Genomic DNA, 18,282 nt, shown 5'->3' on the forward strand with positions numbered 1-18,282 from the left:
TATTCTATCATATTCTAGAGGATTTTGCACTTGCATTACTGGGATAGTGGTGGCTTTGTTGCTTGAAAAATATATCAAAACCGAGACGAAGTGATAAACTCTTAGTCTTTAGTTAAAGTGAGAAGAAATCTGATAGATAGTTTGATTCAGTATATGCTATAATAGAGGTAAACAACTCAGGAGGTTCTTGTAGGTTGCGAGAGTTTGGCGAAAAAATTAAAAGATTACGTTTGGCTAAAAAAATCAGTCGTTCAGAATTTTGTGGTGATGAGTCTGAATTAAGTATCCGTCAATTAATTAGAATTGAAAATGGAGAATCCAGACCAACACTAACAAAGTTAAAATATATCGCTGAGCGTTTGGGGGTTGAAGATTACAAGTTGATGCCAAGTTATATAGAGTTGGATAAGGAATACCTAGAATTGAAGTATTTCTTGATGAGGACTCCTACATACGAAGATGAAACTATCGCCCAAAAGAAAGAGAGTGTTTTTGATAAGATTTTTGAAGAGTATTATGATAGGCTACCTGAGGAAGAAAGATTTATCATAGATGTTTTACAAGCATATGATGACTTTGGTTGGTGGAATGATGATAGCAATTTAGGAATGATTTTACAAGAGTATTTCGATCACATTTTGTTGAAATCAAAATATGAAGTTAACGATATTTTAATCATAAAGCTATTTTTGGTAAGATTAGTACACCAAGATACGATAATAGATGAGATTGAAGTGAATACCTTCTTAGTAATAGCTGATAAAATTTTACAACAAGTTGAGATGTTTGATATTGAATATTCATTTCTAATCAGAGATTCATTACTTTTGTTGTTAGGAATATTTGAAAAAATTGCTAATTACAGTCAATTTGAAGATATTCTCTATAAATTAAATGAAATTACCTCAAAGTCATACGACTATCAGAAAAAACCAATTATTCGACTATGGGAGTGGCGCTATGCATTATTTGTAAAAAAAGATTATCCAGTAGCTGAAAATTATTTTCAAGAAGCAAAAGTATTTGCTAGAATGATTGATAATAGTCATTTGATAGAACAGCTAGAAAAACAATGGCAACATGACCTCCAAGATTTTTTTAAAAATAAACATTAGAAAATAAAAAAAGTGACAAAAATGTCATTAGTTAAAAAGACCGAGAGAAAGTTTTCGAAATCATAAAAACGCATGATATCAGGTGTTTAAAAACTTGATATTATGCGTTTTATCGTTTAAAGAGTTATTATGTTTTTCCCTTAGATTGAGTTCGTATCTAGTTTCTTTTTATACTAATTGAGTACTCATTAGTAGATAAGTTGTTAAAATTAGTGACATTTATGACCTTGGCGAATGTGTAACATAGAAGTATAATAATCCTGTAGAAAAAATAAGGAGAGAAAATATGTTAGTGCTAGTTGTTGCCATTTTTTGGATTTATAAATAATAAAGATAGAATAGGAAGGTCTATGTTAGAACTAAAAAATATTAGTAAAAGTTACGGACAAGGGACGCTAAAAAATAATGTCTTAAGAGAAATAAATTTTAAGGTAGTTGAAGGAGAATTTGTATCGATAATGGGACCATCAGGTTCGGGCAAATCGACATTTATCAATATTTTGGGACTGATTGATTCTGAATTTGAAGGAGAATATATATTAGACGGAAAAAGTATTGAGAAGTTAAATGAAAATCAACAAGCAAGTTACCGTAATCGTGATATTGGATTTGTTTTTCAACAATTTCATCTTATTGATGAATATACTGTTAAAGAAAATATTTTATTATCATTCCTATATTCTGACCAACAGCCAGATATAGAATACATTGATAGTTTATTACAAGACTTAGGACTTATAGATAAGATGAATGAGTACCCAAGTCATTTATCAGGCGGACAGAAGCAACGAGTTGCTTTAATTAGAGCTCTTGCTCATAAACCTAGATTTCTTATAGCGGATGAACCTACAGGTGCATTAGATGAGAAAAATAGGAATGAGATATTGCAAATTCTACAAAATTTGAATCATTCTGGAACGACAATTATTGTAGTAACTCACGATGAGTTTGTTGCCAGTCATTGTAGAACAAGGTATCGAATGAAAAATGGGTATCTAACATCTGAAGGAGAAGGATTACATGAAGTTTAAAAAGCTGTTAGTAGATACTCTAAAGCTGTTAAAGAGGAATAAAAGACAAAGTATTCTGACATCCTTAGCCATCACAGTGGCAACATTTGTTTTATTAGTAATACTATCAAGTTCTTCCTATACAACTTCTACATTAGGTAATGATTTAAATATAGAAGAAGACACAGCAACAATGACTTATACTCCTCAAAATATGTTGGATATTAGAGGGTTTACACAGGAAGATAAACAATTGGTTGAGCAAACTATTGGAAAACCTGCAAGACTTTCTGCCAGCTCTTATGCCTTGTATGCTGAAACGTATTTTAATGATTCTAAGCAGAATCTTAGTTTTCGAACATTAGGCGATTTGAATAAGAATGGTTTAGTTGTGCCTGCTTTATTAAAAGGGAGAGCATTAGAGGAACTAGATGGAGGTGTTGCTATTAGCGATAAGGCTCTCATGTCATTGACTCGAAAGGAAAATATTGAACCTTTTTTAGGAGAGACTATCAATATATCTGGAAAAGAATATCCAATTCAGGCAATATATTATGGATCAGCTGTTAATGAAAGATTACCTTCTTTATTGGTTACCAATGAAATCAAAGAGTTACTTTTAGGAGGAAGGGAATATTTTGATGAATTAGTAGTAGAAACTAATCAGTTGGAGAATATTAATAAGGCTTTATCTGCTTTAGATACTTATGGAATATTCCGCAAGGAAGGAACTTATGGATATATAGATAATAGAAGGGTATATGAGGAAACAAAGGCCCAAGCTACTACAATATTAAATTTCATTGCACTTTTATCTAGTATTTCAATTTTTGTAGCTGGTTTTGGGGTTATGAATGCTATGTTGTCTTCTGTTAGCGAACGTAGTAAGGAGATAGCCATTCGTCGAGCTTTGGGGGCCAAAAAATCTGATATTTATCAATCATATATGATGGAGGGGATTCTTTTATCGCTTCTGGGAGCTATAACTGGTATTGGAGTAGCGACATTATTTGTTGTTTTAATGAACATGAGTGGTTTTGTTACGTCATTAACTCTGGATCATATTTTGATTACTCTATTCACAACGGGTGTATTTGGAATTGTATTTAGTATTATGCCTGCAATGGTTGCAGCAAATAAAAATGTTATTGAAGGTCTAAGGTAATGATGGATGTGAATTTAAAGGAGGTAGAATGAAATTTACAAAAATAGATAGAGTATTTTCTCTATTGCTAATTGTGGAATTTACAATATGTTTTTTTACACTAGATAATTTTAATCTTTTTCAATTTATGTTATTCGTACAAATTATACCGTCTATATTATTAGCTTTGTTATCAGGAAGTATTTCTTCTAGGAGTAAGCATAGCTGGGTGCTATTAATTATGTTTGGAATGATCTATGCCTTAATGATGTTTGGAATTTTCAGGGTTACTCCTATGACGCTTATAGAACAAAATACGATTCAATCTGAAACTTCCGTATTTACATTCAATAGAAATTTACAGTTAGGAACTTATTTTGGATTTTTCCTACAGGAATTTTTACTAGGAGCTTTTATTTGCACTATTTCAAAATGTTTTGGGAGAATTAAACAAGGGAAATTTTAATGAAGCCTACATTAAAAAGAAGAATTGTTTCTGCAGTTATTTTTAGAAAATGATATTATTGAAATGGTGTAATATTTGGAGAAAATTATTTTTGAACGAAAAAGATTTGAGTATGTCGGTCCTAAGAGAAAGCAAGTAAAGGACTTTATGATTCTAAAAAATTTCATGTCTAAGACAATTCAAGTTGAAATCAGAGTGGAGGGATACTTGTTAGACCTTCTTATTTTAAAAGAGATGAGTACAGAATTTTATAATTTAGATTTTCTTTCTTTGCCCTATGATGTCAATATAGATGTGAAAGAAGTTGTAGAGGATGTTGATTTAACAGTCTATAAGAATAGTAAGTATAGGAAGTTTGATTTCTTTAAAAATATTTGTAAATGATATTTTTGAAAGTCTATCCATCCTTATATTAGAATTGCTACAACAAGTTTTCAACACTTGTTTCAATTGAACATACTAAAAACCGAGATGAAGGGATAAACTCTTAGTCTCGGTTTTGATATTTCTTAAAGAATAGTTCGTTTTATTTCAATTGATCTGTAATGTCTTTTGATAGCAACATTCCTAGATGATAAGTTTTATTGATGTAAGCAATGACATCATTGATATTTTCAGTTGTGTGAATTTTCTCTTTGATGTCAGCCCTAAATGTTTCATCCTTTAAAAGTTGTTCTTGGTAGAGCCTTTGAAGTCTCTCCTTCTCGTACTTATTGAGCAGAAAAAGGAACACCAAGCTAATCACAACGAGGACATAAGCATATTGGCTCATAGGAAATCTCCCTGTATGATAAAGAAGTAGTAGTGAGTAAATTGAATTAGTCAATTCAAAATAGCAGAACAAGTCAGCAAAACTTGATAAGATTTTTGATAGGCCTCTAAGCCAAAGTCCGTATAGGCTTTAGTGTAAGTTACTTAAATTGCTTTACAATCAAGTAATTAAAAGATTACGACATGAACCAAACCAAATCGATATTATTGGGTTAGATGAATTAGTAAAGCGTTTAGACAAGTATCTTTGGTTACGACGTTGTAGGACATAAATCGATCATATTTATGTCACAGAACTAGTGAAGCGCCTAGCCAAATACCTGATAAGATTTGGTCTTAGTTACTTAGACTGCTTTACAATCAAGTAACTTGAAGATTACGACGTCATGGTCTCTAAATCGATTATATTTAGAGACCATGACTAGTGAAGCAGTTAGCTAGTCCGCATATAAGCGGCTAGCGTCTAACAATTAGGAACTTTAGTTCCAATTGTTAGTACTGAATCACATCTTCTCTGGCGCTTCTACTCCAAGCAAGCGAAGGGCCTCTTTGAGAACGACTGCGGTTGCGTAGCTAAGGGCTAGACGGCTGTCGCGTTCTGGGCTTTCATCCAAGATACGCGTGTGTGCATAGTATTTGTTAAAGGCTTGAGCCAGGCTAATTGCAAATTTAGCAATGATAGAAGGTTCAAAGTTATCCGCCGCACGGTTGATAATACGTGGGAAGTCTTGGATGAGTTTGATGATTTCCCAACTTTCAGCATCATTCAAGCTATAGTTGCCAGTTGTTTCTGGTTTGAAATCCGCTTTGCGTAAGATAGATTGAATACGAGCGTAGGCGTATTGAACGTAAGGTCCAGTTTCACCCTCGAAGGATACCATAGCTTCTAGGTCGAAGTCGTATCCATTTGTACGGTCGGTTTTAAGGTCATAGAATTTAATGGCTCCAACCCCAACAGCATGTGCTACCTGGTCTTTATTTTCCAGTTCAGGATTTTTAGCTTCGATTTGGGCCTTGGCACGGCTAACTGCCTCTGCAACTGTAGGTTCTAGTAAGATGACATTCCCTTTACGCGTAGAGAGTTTTTTCCCTTCTTTTGTAACCAAACCAAAAGGAACGTGGGTAATGTCGTCACTCCAGTCGTAGCCCATCTCTTGCAAGACAGCTTTGAGCTGTTTAAAGTGGGCGGATTGTTCTTGACCAACGACGTAGATAGATTTAGCAAATTGGTATTCGTTTTTACGGTAGAGAGCTGCAGCCAAGTCACGTGTGATGTAGAGAGTTGCACCATCAGATTTCTTGATAAGAGCTGGATGTTCAATTCCATATTTCTCAAGATTCACAACTTGGGCACCTTCTGATTCAACAAGTAGTCCTTTTTCAGAAAGAATGTCTACAACTGCATCCATCTTATCGTTGTAGAAGGCTTCTCCGTTATAGCTGTCAAATTCGACTTGCAATTCACTGTAAAGGCGGTTAAATTCCACCAAACTTTCATCACGGAACCATTGCCAAAGAGCGAGAGCTTCCTCGTCGCCATTTTCAAGTTTACGGAACCATTCGCGTGCTTCTTCATCCAAACTTGGGTCATTTTCAGCCTCAGCATTGATGCGGACGTAGAGTTTAAGAAGTTCATCAATTGGATGAGCTTTTACAGCTTCTTCGTCGCCCCATTTTTTGTAGGCAACAATCAACATCCCAAACTGTTTACCCCAGTCTCCCAAGTGGTTGACCTTGACTGTTTGATAACCGATTTTTTTGAAAATATGTGATAAGCTATCTCCGATGACAGTTGAGCGCAGGTGGCCAATAGAGAATGGCTTAGCGATATTGGGACTAGACATGTCGATAACAACATTTTCTTGTTTGCCAATAGTTTGATCAGCATAGTGTTCTTTTTCAGTGATAACCGCTTGCAACACTTGAGCAGAAATGGCAGATTTATCAAGGAAAAAGTTGACGTAAGGTCCTGTTGCGACAACCTTTTCAAAGGCTTGGCTGTTAATTTTTTCAGCCAGTTCAGTCGCAATCATTTGAGGTGCTTTACGTTCGACTTTTGCAAGAGAAAAAGCAGGGAAAGCGATGTCTCCCATTTCTGAGTTTTTAGGGGTTTCCAGTAAATTTAAAATAGCCTCTTGGTCCAGGCTATCAATGACGCTAGCCAACTCGCTAGCAATCAATTCTTTTGTATTCATTAAGAGCTCCTTTTTGGACTTTTCTACTATTTTATCACAATTTTAAAGAAAGAAGAAAAAATTTTTGAAATCTCCTATTTTTTTGGTATAATATAGTTATAAAAATAGTTATAAATATTCACATAAGAGGATTTTATGAGAAAAAGAGATCGTCATCAGTTAATAAAAAAAATGATTACTGAGGAGAAATTAAGTACACAAAAAGAAATTCAAGATCGGTTGGAGGCGCACAATGTTTTTGTGACGCAGACAACCCTGTCTCGTGATTTGCGCGAAATCGGCTTGACCAAGGTCAAGAAAAATGATATGGTGTATTATGTACTAGCAAATGAGACAGAAAAGATTGATTTGGTGGAATTTTTGTCTCATCATTTAGAAGGCGTTGCAAGAGCAGAGTTTACCTTGGTGCTTCATACCAAACTGGGAGAAGCTTCTGTTTTGGCAAATATTGTAGATGCAAACAAGGATGAATGGATTTTAGGAACAGTTGCTGGTGCCAATACCTTATTGGTCATTTGTCGAGACCAGCACGTTGCCAAACTCATGGAAGATCGTTTGCTAGATTTGATGAAAGATAAGTAAGGTCTTGGGAGTTGCTCTCAAGACTTATTTTTGACAAGGAGAGACGGACAATGGCGACAGAAAAGCTATCACCCGGCATGCAACAGTATGTGGATATTAAAAAGCAATATCCAGATGCTTTTTTGCTCTTTCGTATGGGTGATTTTTATGAATTATTTTATGAGGATGCGGTCAATGCTGCGCAGATTCTGGAAATTTCCTTAACGAGTCGCAACAAGAATGCGGACAATCCGATTCCTATGGCGGGTGTTCCCTATCATTCTGCCCAACAGTACATCGATGTCTTGATTGAGCAGGGCTATAAGGTAGCCATTGCTGAGCAGATGGAAGATCCTAAACAAGCAGTTGGGGTTGTTAAACGAGAGGTTGTTCAGGTCATTACGCCAGGGACAGTGGTCGATAGCAGTAAGCCAGACAGTCAGAATAATTTTTTGGTTGCCATAGACCGTGATGGCAATCAATTTGGCTTAGCTTATATGGACTTGGTGACGGGTGATTTTTATGTGACAGGTCTTTTGGATTTCACGCTGGTTTGTGGGGAAATCCGTAATCTCAAGGCGCGAGAAGTGGTGCTGGGATACGACTTGTCTGAGGAAGAGGAACAAATCCTCAGCCGTCAGATGAACCTGGTGCTTTCCTATGAAAAAGAAGGCTTTGAGGACCTTCATTTACTAGATTCACGATTGGCAACTGTGGAGCAATCGGCATCTAGTAAATTGCTCCAATATGTTCATCGGACGCAGATGAGGGAATTGAACCACCTCAAACCTGTTATCCGCTATGAAATCAAGGATTTCTTGCAGATGGATTATGCGACCAAGGCTAGTCTGGATTTGGTTGAGAATGCTCGTTCGGGCAAGAAGCAAGGCAGTCTTTTCTGGCTTTTAGATGAAACCAAGACGGCTATGGGGATGCGACTCTTGCGTTCTTGGATCCATCGTCCATTGATTGACAAGGAGCGAATCATCCAACGTCAAGAAGTGGTGCAGGTCTTTCTCGACCATTTCTTTGAACGCAGTGATTTGACAGATAGCCTCAAGGGTGTTTATGACATTGAACGCTTGGCTAGTAGGGTTTCTTTTGGCAAAACCAATCCCAAGGACCTCTTGCAGTTGGCAATCACCTTGTCTAGTGTGCCACGGATTCGTGCGATTTTAGAAGGGATGGAGCAGCCTGCTCTAGCTTATCTCATCGAACAACTGGATGGAATCCCTGAGTTGGAGAGTTTGATTAACGCAGCGATTGCTCCTGAAGCTCCTCATGTGATTACAGATGGGGGAATTATCCGAACTGGATTTGATGAGACCTTAGACAAGTACCGTCGCGTTCTCAGAGAAGGGACTAGCTGGATTGCGGAAATTGAGGCTAAGGAGCGAGAAAACTCTGGTATCAGCACGCTTAAGATTGACTACAATAAAAAGGATGGCTACTATTTCCATGTGACCAATTCGCAACTGGGAAATGTTCCTGCTCACTTTTTCCGCAAGGCAACGCTGAAAAACTCAGAACGTTTTGGAACCGAAGAATTAGCCCGTATTGAGGGAGATATGCTGGAGGCGCGTGAGAAGTCAGCTAATCTAGAGTACGAAATTTTTATGCGCATTCGTGAAGAGGTCAGCAAGTACATCCAGCGTTTGCAGGCTCTAGCCCAAGGAATTGCGACAGTTGATGTCTTACAGAGTCTGGCGGTTGTGGCTGAAACCCAGCATTTGATTCGACCAGAGTTCGGAGACGATTCACAAATTGATATCCAGAAAGGGCGCCATGCTGTCGTTGAAAAGGTTATGGGGGCTCAGACCTATATTCCCAATACGATTCAGATGGCAGAAGATACCAGTATCCAACTGATTACAGGGCCCAATATGAGCGGGAAGTCAACCTACATGCGTCAGTTAGCCATGACGGCGGTTATGGCTCAGTTGGGTTCTTATGTTCCAGCAGAAAGTGCCCATTTACCGATTTTTGATGCGATTTTTACCCGTATCGGAGCAGCCGATGACTTGGTTTCAGGCCAGTCAACCTTTATGGTGGAGATGATGGAGGCCAACAATGCTATTTCGCATGCGACCAAAAATTCCTTGATTCTTTTTGATGAGTTAGGTCGGGGAACTGCGACTTATGATGGGATGGCTCTTGCTCAGTCCATCATCGAATACATCCATGAACACATCGGAGCCAAGACCCTCTTTGCGACCCACTACCATGAGTTGACTAGTCTGGAGTCTAGTTTACAACATTTGGTCAATGTCCACGTGGCAACCTTGGAGCAGGATGGGCAGGTCACCTTCCTTCACAAGATCGAACCAGGACCAGCTGATAAATCCTACGGTATCCATGTTGCCAAGATTGCTGGCTTGCCAGCAGACCTTTTAGCAAGGGCGGATAAGATTTTGACTCAGTTAGAGAATCAAGAGACAGAAAGTCCTGCTCCCGTGAGGCAAACAAGTGCCGTCACTGAACAGATTTCACTCTTTGATATGGCAGAAGAGCATCCTATCTTAGCAGAATTGTCTAAACTAGATGTTTACAACATGACACCTATGCAGGCTATGAATGTATTGGTTGAGTTAAAACAGAAATTATAAAGAATGAATTACTTGTCATTCTAGCTGTATCAAGGAGACTTCTTTGACAAGTTCCCACTTTTTTGTTAGAATAACATCACACAAACAGAATGAAAAGGAGCTGACGCATTGTCGCTCCCTTTTGTCTATTTTTTAAGGAGAAAGTATGCTGATTCAGAAAATAAAAACCTACAAGTGGCAGGCCTTAGCTTCGCTCCTGATGACAGGCTTGATGGTTGCTAGTTCACTTTTGCAACCGCGTTACCTGCAGGAAGTGTTAGACGCCCTCCTTGCTGGAAAATATGAAGCTATTTATAGTATCGGGGCTTGGTTGATTGGTGTGGCCCTGGTCGGTCTGGTTGCTGGTGGGCTCAATGTTGTCCTCGCAGCCTATATTGCCCAAGGAGTTTCATCTGACCTTCGGGAGGACGCCTTCCGTAAAATCCAAACCTTTTCTTATGCCAATATTGAACAATTTAATGCGGGAAATCTAGTCGTTCGCATGACAAATGATATCAACCAGATTCAGAACGTCGTCATGATGACCTTCCAAATTCTTTTCAGACTTCCCCTCTTGTTCATCGGTTCGTTTATCCTTGCGGTTCAAACTCTTCCTTCGCTGTGGTGGGTGATTGTTCTCATGGTAGTCTTGATTTTTGGCTTGACTGCTGTCATGATGGGAATGATGGGACCTCGTTTTGCCAAGTTTCAAACTCTTCTTGAGCGCATCAATGCCATTGCCAAGGAAAATCTACGCGGTGTTCGTGTGGTCAAGTCCTTTGTCCAAGAAAAAGAGCAATTTGCTAATTTTACGGAGGTTTCAGACGAGCTTCTTGGTCAAAACCTTTACATCGGTTATGCCTTTTCAGTAGTGGAACCCTTTATGATGTTGGTTGGTTACGGGGCGGTCTTCCTTTCTATTTGGCTAGTTGCAGGGATGGTTCAGTCGGATCCGTCAGTTGTTGGCTCCATTGCTTCCTTTGTCAATTACCTAAGCCAGATTATCTTTACCATTGTTATGGTTGGATTTTTGGGAAATTCTGTCAGTCGTGCTATGATTTCGATGCGTCGTATTCGAGAAATTCTTGACGCAGAGCCAGCTATGACCTTCAAGGATGTCCCAGATGAAGAGTTGGTCGGAAGTCTTAGCTTTGAAAATGTGACCTTTACCTATCCAATGGATAAGGAACCGATGCTGAAAGATGTGAGCTTTACTATTGGACCTGGTCAAATGGTTGGTGTCGTTGGAGCGACTGGTGCAGGAAAATCAACCTTGGCTCAATTGATTCCACGTCTCTTTGACCCACAGGAAGGGGCTATCAAAATCGGAGGTAAGGATATTCGAGAAGTGAGTGAAGGAACCCTGCGTAAAACAGTTTCTATCGTTCTTCAGCGTGCCATTCTCTTTAGTGGAACGATTGCAGACAACTTGAGACAGGGTAAGGGAGATGCCACTCTATTTGAAATGGAGCGTGCAGCCAATATTGCCCAAGCCAGCGAATTCATTCATCGTATGGAGAAAACCTTTGAGAGTCCAGTTGAGGAACGGGGAACCAATTTCTCTGGTGGGCAAAAACAAAGGATGTCGATTGCGCGTGGGATTGTCAGCAATCCGCGTATTCTGATTTTTGACGATTCGACCTCGGCCTTGGATGCCAAGTCAGAGCGTCTAGTGCAAGAAGCCTTGAATAAGGACTTGAAGGGGACGACAACCATTATCATCGCGCAAAAGATTAGCTCGGTTGTCCATGCAGACAAGATCTTGGTTCTAGATCAAGGGCGATTGATTGGTCAAGGCACGCATGCAGACTTGGTTGCCAACAATGCCGTTTACCGTGAAATCTATGAAACGCAGAAAGGAAAGGAGGAGTAAAATGAAGACAGTTCAATTTTTTTGGAATTATTTTAAAGTCTATAAGCTATCATTTGTAGTTGTCATACTGATGATTGTTCTGGCGACTCTTGCCCAAGCCCTCTTTCCGGTCTTTTCTGGACAAGCGGTAACAGAACTAGCCAATTTAGTTCAAGCTTATCAAGATGGCAATTCAGAACTTGTTTGGAAAAGCCTATCAGGAATCATGGTCAATCTTGGCCTGCTAGTTTTGGTTCTATTTATCTCCAGTGTCATATACATGTGTCTCATGACGCGCGTGATTGCAGAATCGACCAACGAGATGCGTAAAGGCCTCTTTGGCAAGCTTGCCCGCTTGACGGTTTCTTTCTTTGACTGCCGACAAGATGGCGATATCCTGTCTCGTTTTACCAGTGATTTGGATAATATCCTCCAAGCCTTTAACGAGAGCTTGATTCAGGTCATGAGCAATATTGCTTTATACATTGGTTTGATTCTTGTCATGTTTTCGAGAAATGTAACTCTGGCACTCATCACCATTGCCAGCACACCAGTAGCCTTCCTCATGCTGATTTTCATCGTGAAAATGGCACGCAAATACACCAACCTCCAGCAAAAAGAGGTAGGGAAACTCAATGCCTATATGGATGAGAGTATCTCAGGCCAAAAAGCCGTGATTGTGCAAGGAATTCAAGAGGATATGATGGCAGGATTTCTTGAACAAAATGAACGCGTGCGCAAGGCAACCTTCAAAGGAAGAATGTTCTCAGGAATTCTTTTCCCTGTCATGAATGGGATGAGTTTGGTTAACACATCCATCGTCATCTTTGCAGGTTCAGCTGTTTTATTAAATGATAAGACTATTGAAACTAGTACAGCCCTAGGTTTGATTGTTATGTTTGCCCAATTTTCACAGCAGTACTACCAGCCTATTATTCAAGTTGCAGCTAGTTGGGGAAGCCTTCAATTAGCCTTTACGGGGGCTGAACGGATTCAGGAAATGTTTGATGCAGAGGAAGAAATCCGACCTGAAAAGGCTCCAATCTTCACTAAGTTGCAAGAAGGTGTTGAAATCAGTCACATTGATTTTTCATATTTGCCTGATAAACCTATTTTGAAAGATGTCAGCATTTCCGCTCCGAAAGGACAGATGACCGCGGTTGTTGGTCCGACAGGTTCAGGGAAAACGACTATTATGAACCTCATCAATCGCTTTTATGATGTTGATGCTGGCGGTATTTACTTTGATGGCAAAGACATCCGAGACTATGACTTGGATAGCCTCAGAAGCAAGGTGGGGATTGTCTTGCAAGATTCCGTTCTTTTTAGCGGAACCATTCGAGACAATATCCGTTTCGGTGTGCCAGATGCTAGTCAAGAAATGGTTGAGGCAGCAGCCAAAGCAACCCATATTCATGACTATATCGAAAGCTTACCTGATAAATACGATACTCTTATAGATGATGACCAGAGCATCTTCTCAACAGGACAGAAACAATTGATTTCTATCGCTCGAACCCTGATGACAGATCCAGAAGTTCTCATTCTCGATGAAGCCACTTCAAACGTAGATACGGTGACAGAAAGCAAGATTCAGCATGCCATGGAGGCGGTTGTAGCAGGTAGAACCAGTTTTGTCATTGCCCACCGCTTGAAAACCATCCTCAATGCTGATCAGATTATTGTCCTTAAAGATGGAGAAGTCATTGAACGTGGTAACCACCATGAACTCTTGAAGCTAGGTGGATTCTATTCAGAACTCTATCACAATCAATTTGTCTTTGAATAAGAAAAAAGTTGTCCTATGCGGGCAGCTTTTTCTTGTCCATAAAAAATATTTATCACAGCCTTAAAAAAAACATATTAGACGAAAGGCATTTTGAGTGATATGATAGGACTATCGTTAACATTCGAAAGGAGAGACATCATGGCTAGAACGGTTGTAGGAGTTGCTGCAAATCTATGTCCCGTAGACGCAGAAGGTAAAAACATTCATTCATCTGTATCTTGTAGATTCGCAGAGAGCATTCGTCAAGTCGGCGGTCTCCCTTTAGTCATTCCTGTTGGTGATGAGTCAGTGGTACGCGATTATGTGGAAATGATTGACAAACTCATTTTGACAGGAGGCCAAAATGTCCACCCTCAGTTTTATGGAGAGAAAAAGACCATCGAGAGTGATGATTACAATCTGGTCCGTGACGAATTTGAATTGGCACTCTTGAAAGAAGCACTTCGTCAGAATAAACCAATTATGGCAATCTGTCGTGGTGTTCAACTTGTCAATGTTGCTTTTGGTGGGACCCTCAATCAAGAAATCGAAGGTCACTGGCAAGGTCTGCCTTTCGGAACATCTCATTCTATTGAGACAGTAGAAGGAAGCGTGGTGGCTAAGCTATTTGGAAAAGAAAGTCAAGTCAACTCCGTCCATCGTCAAAGCATTAAAGATTTGGCACCTAATTTCCGTGTAACTGCTATTGATCCAAGAGACCAAACCATCGAAGCGATTGAGTCTATCGACGAGCACCGCATTATCGGTTTGCAGTGGCATCCAGAGTTTCTGGTTAATGAAGAGAATGGTAATTTAGAATTATTTGAGTATTTATTGAATGAACTGTAACGACTGGAACATCTAGTCGTTCTTTCTTTTATTTTTTCAAAATTTTTGGAATGTGGGATTTTTACGCAAACGTTTGAATTCTGATAAAAATTGGAGAAATTCGACAAAAAAACTTGAAAAAAACGAAGGTAAGCGTTATGATAGAAAAGAAGAAATATTGGAGGAATAACATGTCACATATTAAATTTGATTATTCAAAAGTTTTAGACAAATTTGTTGCACCACATGAAGTGGAATACATGCAATCACAAGTAACAGCAGCAGATGAATTGATCCGTAAAGGAACTGGTGCTGGTAGCGACTTCCTAGGATGGTTGGACCTTCCTGAAAACTACGACCGCGAAGAATTTGACCGCATCTTGAAAGCTGCTGAGCAAATTAAATCAGACAGCGATGTCTTGGTTGTAATCGGTATCGGTGGATCTTACCTTGGTGCCAAAGCAGCAATCGACTTCTTGAACCACCACTTTGCAAACTTGCAAACAAAAGAAGAACGTAAAGCTCCACAAATCCTTTACGCTGGAAACTCAATCTCATCTACTTACCTTGCTGACTTGGTAGAGTATGTTGCAGACAAAGACTTCTCAGTAAACGTGATTTCTAAATCAGGTACAACAACTGAACCAGCGATTGCTTTCCGTGTCTTCAAAGAACTCTTGGTTAAGAAATACGGACAAGAAGAAGCTAACAAACGTATCTATGCAACAACTGACCGCCAAAAAGGTGCGGTTAAGGTTGAAGCAGATGCTAACGGTTGGGAAACATTTGTTGTTCCAGATGACATCGGTGGACGCTTCTCAGTATTGACAGCCGTTGGTTTGCTTCCAATCGCAGCATCAGGAGCTGACATCAAAGCCCTTATGGAAGGTGCGAATGCAGCTCGCAAAGACTACACTTCAGATAAAATCTCTGAAAACGAAGCTTACCAATACGCAGCTGTTCGTAACATCCTTTACCGTAAAGGCTATGCAACTGAAATCTTGGTAAACTATGAGCCATCACTTCAATACTTCTCAGAATGGTGGAAACAATTGGCTGGTGAATCAGAAGGAAAAGACCAAAAAGGTATCTACCCAACTTCAGCCAACTTCTCAACTGACTTGCACTCACTTGGTCAATTTATCCAAGAAGGAACTCGTATCATGTTTGAAACAGTTGTCCGTGTTGACAAACCTCGTAAGAACGTGATTATCCCTAGCTTGGAAGAAGACCTTGACGGACTTGGTTACCTTCAAGGAAAAGACGTTGACTTTGTAAACAAAAAAGCGACTGACGGTGTTCTTCTTGCCCACACAGATGGTGATGTACCAAACATGTACGTGACCCTTCCAGAGCAAGATGCCTTCACTCTTGGTTACACTATCTACTTCTTTGAATTGGCTATCGCTCTTTCAGGTTACTTGAATGCTATCAACCCATTTGACCAACCAGGTGTTGAAGCTTACAAACGTAACATGTTTGCCCTTCTTGGAAAACCAGGATTTGAAGAATTGAGCAAAGAACTTAACGCACGTCTATAATAGAAGAAAAGAGTGGTTTGTCCACTCTTTTTACTCTCTTTATCCATAGAAATTGGACTCAGCCAAGACTTGTGATATAATATAGAGAGCAAAAAGGCAGACGCCTAGAGACTTTATAGGAGAAACTATGTCAAAAGATATCCGCGTACGTTACGCACCAAGTCCAACAGGACTACTACACATCGGAAATGCCCGTACAGCATTGTTCAACTACTTATATGCACGTCATCATGGTGGAACTTTTATCATTCGTATCGAAGATACTGACCGTAAACGACATGTCGAAGATGGTGAACGTTCACAGCTTGAAAACCTTCGCTGGTTAGGCATGGATTGGGATGAAAGCCCAGAAACACATGAAAATTACCGCCAGTCTGAACGTTTGGACTTGTATCAAAAATACATCGACCAATTGCTAGCTGAAGGAAAAGCCTACAAATCTTATGTTACAGAAGAAGAGTTGGCAGCTGAACGCGAACGCCAAGAAGCAGCTGGCGAAACACCACGCTACATCAATGAATACCTTGGTATGAGTGAAGAGGAGAAAGCAGCTTACATCGCAGAACGTGAAGCAGCTGGTATCATTCCAACAGTTCGTTTGACTGTCAATGAGTCAGGTGTCTACAAGTGGCATGATATGGTCAAAGGTGATATCGAATTTGAAGGTGGCAATATCGGTGGTGACTGGGTTATCCAAAAGAAAGACGGTTACCCAACATACAACTTTGCCGTTGTCATTGATGACCATGATATGCAAATTTCTCACGTAATCCGTGGAGACGACCACATTGCTAATACACCAAAACAGCTCATGGTTTATGAAGCACTTGGTTGGGAAGCTCCAGAGTTCGGTCACATGACCTTGATTATCAACTCTGAGACTGGGAAAAAATTGTCTAAACGCGATACCAACACCCTTCAGTTTATCGAAGATTACCGAAAGAAAGGTTACCTTCCAGAAGCAGTCTTTAACTTTATTGCTCTTCTTGGTTGGAACCCAGGTGGCGAAGATGAAATCTTCTCTCGTGAAGAACTCATTAAACTTTTCGATGAAAACCGACTCAGCAAGTCACCAGCAGCCTTTGATCAGAAGAAACTCGATTGGATGAGCAATGATTATATCAAGAATGCAGACCTAGAAACTATCTTTGAAATGGCAAAACCATTCTTAGAGGAAGCAGGCCGATTGACTGACAAGGCTGAAAAACTAGTTGAGCTCTATAAACCACAAATGAAATCAGTAGATGAAATTATTCCATTGACAGATCTTTTCTTCTCAGATTTCCCAGAATTGACAGAAGCAGAGCGCGAAGTCATGGCGGGCGAAACAGTTCCAACAGTTCTTAAAGCCTTCAAAGCAAAACTTGAAGCGATGACAGATGATGAATTTGTAACAGAAAATATCTTCCCACAAATCAAAGCAGTCCAAAAAGAAACAGGTATTAAAGGGAAAAATCTTTTCATGCCTATTCGTATCGCAGTTTCAGGTGAAATGCATGGACCAGAATTGCCAGATACTATCTTCTTGTTAGGTCGTGAAAAATCAATCCAGCATATCGAAAATATGTTAAAGGAAATCTCTAAGTAAGAAGGGTATAATAATGGACATCTGGGAAAAGATGTACGAAGAAGCACAGAAGCTATACGATCCACATGAAGTATCTGATTTTGTTTACGCTAACCATGTTGTAGCCGCAGTAGAAGCAGAAGATGGACAAATATTTACAGGATTCTGTATGGAGGGAACCTGTGGTGTTTTCCATCTCTGCGCAGAGCGGGCAGCTCTCTTCAATATGTACCAATTTTCAGGACAAACTAAGGTTAAAAAAGTATTAGCCTTTCGAGACAAACCACCTTATGGTGGAAGTTCAGGAATGCCCTGTGGCGCATGCAGAGAGTTCCTCTTAGAGTTGAACGCTGAAAATAAAGATGCAGAATTCATGATGGACTACAATAGAAGAAAGACTGTTAAAGTTGCAGAACTAATCCCCTATTGGTGGGGAGAAGAACGTGCTTCTAAGTTTAATAATCAATAGAAGAGTCAGTATAATTCTGGCTCTTTTTACTATAATTTGAAAAACTGTACTTGAAAAGAATTGAAAAATTGGTAAATTCCCAAACTAAGTTCCACCGCTAATCCAAGTGGAAGTTAATCTGATAAAAATCCTAAAAACCAGTGGACATCCGTGTCAGGGTAAGTTCAACTGGTTTTAATCATGCTTGATTTCATAGCTTTTATAGGCAAAATGAATCGAAAAAAAGAGCGCACAAAATCTCCTCATCTGAAAGCGTTTCAGATTAAGTTCCGCTATGGTGGAAGTTACTTTGAGAAGTTAGAGATTTGAAAAAATGAAAAAAATAGAAAAAAGTAGTTGACAAAGTTTAAAAAGTCGGTATAATAGTAAGAGTTGAAAATAACAACTCTGGTCCGTTGGTCAAGGGGTTA

The 18,282-nt window shown here is 39.4% G+C and carries 15 protein-coding genes; 13 read left to right on the plus strand and 2 right to left on the minus strand.

All coding sequences use genetic code 11. From position 1 onward, the window contains the following. The first annotated feature begins 194 nt into the window (after positions 1-194). The 5 genes from ADH54_RS08320 to ADH54_RS08340 all read left to right on the plus strand — a co-directional run bounded on the left by ADH54_RS08320 (position 195) and on the right by ADH54_RS08340 (position 4,119). The gene (locus ADH54_RS08320) at positions 195-1,115 is read left to right on the plus strand and encodes a helix-turn-helix domain-containing protein (RefSeq protein ID WP_049524741.1); all 921 of its coding nucleotides are present in this window, start codon (positions 195-197) and stop codon (positions 1,113-1,115) included. Positions 1,116-1,465: 350 nt separating this feature from the next. Continuing rightward, entirely contained in the window at positions 1,466-2,146 is a 681-nt protein-coding gene (locus ADH54_RS08325) for an ABC transporter ATP-binding protein (protein ID WP_000891279.1), read from the plus strand. Then, positions 2,136-3,290, plus strand: a complete 1,155-nt coding sequence (locus ADH54_RS08330; RefSeq protein WP_049524742.1) for an ABC transporter permease — start codon at positions 2,136-2,138, stop codon at positions 3,288-3,290. Before ADH54_RS08325 ends, ADH54_RS08330 begins: the two co-directional genes overlap by 11 nt. 28 nt (positions 3,291-3,318) lie before the next feature. Next, on the plus strand, positions 3,319-3,735 hold the full coding sequence (locus ADH54_RS12510; protein ID WP_065427378.1) for a hypothetical protein: 417 nt from the start codon (positions 3,319-3,321) through the stop codon (positions 3,733-3,735). 75 nt (positions 3,736-3,810) lie between these two features. Beyond that, entirely contained in the window at positions 3,811-4,119 is a 309-nt protein-coding gene (locus ADH54_RS08340) for a hypothetical protein (RefSeq protein WP_049524743.1), read from the plus strand. 142 nt (positions 4,120-4,261) lie between these two features. On the opposite strand, the gene ADH54_RS08345 is transcribed toward ADH54_RS08340, so the two are convergent. Both ADH54_RS08345 and argS read right to left on the minus strand, forming a co-directional pair. Further along, positions 4,262-4,507: a hypothetical protein gene (locus tag ADH54_RS08345; RefSeq protein ID WP_023943963.1), complete on the minus strand. Its 246-nt coding sequence runs from the start codon at positions 4,505-4,507 to the stop codon at positions 4,262-4,264. 502 nt (positions 4,508-5,009) lie between these two features. After that, complete coding sequence (gene argS, locus ADH54_RS08350; RefSeq protein WP_049524744.1) at positions 5,010-6,701, minus strand: arginine--tRNA ligase; 1,692 nt, start codon at positions 6,699-6,701, stop codon at positions 5,010-5,012. Between the two features lie 135 nt (positions 6,702-6,836). Here argS and argR point away from each other — a divergent pair, with 135 nt between their 5' ends. The 8 genes from argR (at position 6,837) to ADH54_RS08395 (ending at position 17,872) form a co-directional block, all read left to right on the plus strand. Then, positions 6,837-7,283: an arginine repressor gene (gene argR / locus ADH54_RS08355; RefSeq protein ID WP_001231476.1), complete on the plus strand. Its 447-nt coding sequence runs from the start codon at positions 6,837-6,839 to the stop codon at positions 7,281-7,283. 50 nt (positions 7,284-7,333) lie between these two features. Continuing rightward, positions 7,334-9,868, plus strand: coding sequence for a DNA mismatch repair protein MutS (mutS, locus tag ADH54_RS08360; RefSeq protein ID WP_049524745.1), 2,535 nt, complete (start codon positions 7,334-7,336; stop codon positions 9,866-9,868). A 145-nt stretch (positions 9,869-10,013) separates the two neighbouring features. Then, entirely contained in the window at positions 10,014-11,720 is a 1,707-nt protein-coding gene (gene patA / locus ADH54_RS08365) for a multidrug efflux ABC transporter subunit PatA (protein ID WP_049524747.1), read from the plus strand. A 1-nt stretch (position 11,721) separates the two neighbouring features. Continuing rightward, positions 11,722-13,488, plus strand: a complete 1,767-nt coding sequence (patB, locus tag ADH54_RS08370) for a multidrug efflux ABC transporter subunit PatB (RefSeq protein WP_049524748.1) — start codon at positions 11,722-11,724, stop codon at positions 13,486-13,488. A gap of 138 nt (positions 13,489-13,626) precedes the next feature. Beyond that, entirely contained in the window at positions 13,627-14,316 is a 690-nt protein-coding gene (locus ADH54_RS08375) for a gamma-glutamyl-gamma-aminobutyrate hydrolase family protein (RefSeq protein WP_049524749.1), read from the plus strand. 170 nt (positions 14,317-14,486) lie between these two features. Beyond that, positions 14,487-15,836 carry a glucose-6-phosphate isomerase gene (locus ADH54_RS08385; RefSeq protein ID WP_000018268.1) on the plus strand — a complete coding sequence of 450 codons (1,350 nt, stop codon included), beginning with the start codon at positions 14,487-14,489 and terminating at the stop codon, positions 15,834-15,836. Between the two features lie 127 nt (positions 15,837-15,963). Beyond that, positions 15,964-17,424 (plus strand): glutamate--tRNA ligase, encoded by a 1,461-nt coding sequence (gene gltX / locus ADH54_RS08390; protein WP_049524750.1) that lies wholly within the window; start codon positions 15,964-15,966, stop codon positions 17,422-17,424. A 13-nt stretch (positions 17,425-17,437) separates the two neighbouring features. Next, positions 17,438-17,872: a cytidine deaminase family protein gene (locus tag ADH54_RS08395; RefSeq protein WP_049524751.1), complete on the plus strand. Its 435-nt coding sequence runs from the start codon at positions 17,438-17,440 to the stop codon at positions 17,870-17,872. Positions 17,873-18,282 lie beyond the last annotated feature (410 nt).

The organism is Streptococcus pseudopneumoniae (assembly GCF_001072315.1).
Lineage (GTDB): Bacteria > Bacillota > Bacilli > Lactobacillales > Streptococcaceae > Streptococcus > Streptococcus pseudopneumoniae_R.

What these genes read in the sequence shown, in the direction of transcription:
- argS (WP_049524744.1), bottom strand. Translation starts at nt 6,701, where the DNA reads ATGAATACAAAAGAATTGATTGCTAGCGAGTTGGCTAGCGTCATTGAT.
- ADH54_RS08395 (WP_049524751.1), top strand. Translation starts at nt 17,438, where the DNA reads ATGGACATCTGGGAAAAGATGTACGAAGAAGCACAGAAGCTATACGAT.
- ADH54_RS12510 (WP_065427378.1), top strand. Translation starts at nt 3,319, where the DNA reads ATGAAATTTACAAAAATAGATAGAGTATTTTCTCTATTGCTAATTGTG.
- gltX (WP_049524750.1), top strand. Translation starts at nt 15,964, where the DNA reads ATGTCAAAAGATATCCGCGTACGTTACGCACCAAGTCCAACAGGACTA.
- patB (WP_049524748.1), top strand. Translation starts at nt 11,722, where the DNA reads ATGAAGACAGTTCAATTTTTTTGGAATTATTTTAAAGTCTATAAGCTA.
- mutS (WP_049524745.1), top strand. Translation starts at nt 7,334, where the DNA reads ATGGCGACAGAAAAGCTATCACCCGGCATGCAACAGTATGTGGATATT.
- ADH54_RS08325 (WP_000891279.1), top strand. Translation starts at nt 1,466, where the DNA reads ATGTTAGAACTAAAAAATATTAGTAAAAGTTACGGACAAGGGACGCTA.
- argR (WP_001231476.1), top strand. Translation starts at nt 6,837, where the DNA reads ATGAGAAAAAGAGATCGTCATCAGTTAATAAAAAAAATGATTACTGAG.
- patA (WP_049524747.1), top strand. Translation starts at nt 10,014, where the DNA reads ATGCTGATTCAGAAAATAAAAACCTACAAGTGGCAGGCCTTAGCTTCG.
- ADH54_RS08375 (WP_049524749.1), top strand. Translation starts at nt 13,627, where the DNA reads ATGGCTAGAACGGTTGTAGGAGTTGCTGCAAATCTATGTCCCGTAGAC.
- ADH54_RS08345 (WP_023943963.1), bottom strand. Translation starts at nt 4,507, where the DNA reads ATGAGCCAATATGCTTATGTCCTCGTTGTGATTAGCTTGGTGTTCCTT.
- ADH54_RS08385 (WP_000018268.1), top strand. Translation starts at nt 14,487, where the DNA reads ATGTCACATATTAAATTTGATTATTCAAAAGTTTTAGACAAATTTGTT.
- ADH54_RS08330 (WP_049524742.1), top strand. Translation starts at nt 2,136, where the DNA reads ATGAAGTTTAAAAAGCTGTTAGTAGATACTCTAAAGCTGTTAAAGAGG.